Here is a 1,306-nt window from a genome sequence, read left to right on the forward strand (position 1 = left end):
GGATAAGAGTATGACCTGGACTTTGAAACGCAGAACGTTCGTTGCCGCCCTCGGCTTCACCGCGCTAACCTCGATCTCTGCATTCAGCCCTGCGGCCGCTGCCGAAAAGACCTTCGCCCTGGTGCAGATCAATCAGCAGGCGCTTTTCTTCAACCAGATCAATGAAGGTGCCCAAAAGGCTGCCGACGCCGCCGGCGTGAAGCTGGTGATCTTCAACGCCAACAACGACCCAGCTGCCCAAAACAGTGCCATCGAAACCTATATTCAGCAGAAAGTTGACGGTATTGCCGTTGTCGCCATCGACGTGAACGGCATCATGCCCGCTGTCAACCAGGCTGCGGAAGCAGGCATCCCGGTCGTTGCCATCGACGCGATCCTGCCCGAAGGTCCGCAGAAGGCGCAAATCGGCGTCGACAACGCAGCCGCCGGCGCCGACATGGGCAAGTTCTTCCTCGACTACATCAAGGCCAATGCCGATGGCAAAGCCAAGATCGGCGTCGTTGGCGCCTTGAACTCGTTCATCCAGAACGTCCGCCAGGAAGGCTTCGAAAAGACCGTCAAGGTCGATGGCGTGGCATCCGCCGGCGTCGTCGATGGCCAGAATGTCCAGGACACCGCGCTTTCCGCTGCCGAAAATCTCATCACCGGCAATCCAGACCTGACCGCCATCTACGCGACTGGTGAACCGGCGCTGATGGGCGCCATCGCCGCCGTCGAAAGCCAGGCCAAGCAGGACAGCGTCAAAGTGTTCGGCTGGGATCTGACGGCGCAGGCGATTGCCGGTATTGACGCGGGCTACGTTGCCGCCGTCATCCAGCAGGATCCGTCCGCCATGGGCGCCGCAGCCGTCGACGCTCTCAAGAAGGTCACCGATGGCGGTAGTGTGGAAAAGACGATCGCCGTTCCGGTGACCATCGTGACCAAGGACAACGTCGAGCCATACCGGGCAATCTTCAAATGATGACGACTAACGGACAGCATCCTCCCGCTGTCGCCGGTGTCGGGGGGGCTATGCCCTCCCGCGCTGGTTCCAGCCCGCGCATATCCCTGAAGGGAATCCGCAAGGCATTTGGTTCGCACCAGGCGCTGCGCGGCGTGGACCTCGATATCTATCCGGGCGAATGCCTCGGCCTGGTCGGCGACAACGCAGCCGGCAAGTCGACGCTGACTAAGATCATCTCGGGAACCTACATTCCCGATGGCGGGACGATCACGCTTGAGGGCGAAGAAGTTCGCTTCACCGGTCCGGCCGACGCGCGCAACCGCAACATCGAGATGGTGTTTCAGGACCTGAGCCTCTGTGATC

Annotated in this window: 2 protein-coding genes; both read left to right on the forward strand. The window is 60.9% G+C overall.

Annotated features, from left to right (window positions below):
• Positions 1 to 10: 10 nt before the first annotated feature.
• The gene (locus AC1DUU_RS32280) at positions 11 to 961 is read left to right on the forward strand and encodes an ABC transporter substrate-binding protein (RefSeq protein WP_476787363.1); all 951 of its coding nucleotides are present in this window, start codon (positions 11 to 13) and stop codon (positions 959 to 961) included.
• A partial coding sequence (locus AC1DUU_RS32285; protein WP_476787362.1) for an ATP-binding cassette domain-containing protein occupies positions 961 to 1,306 on the forward strand: 346 nt, incomplete at its 3' end. The genes AC1DUU_RS32280 and AC1DUU_RS32285, both read left to right, overlap by 1 nt.

The organism is Aminobacter sp. P4_H6_2, assembly GCF_056400805.1.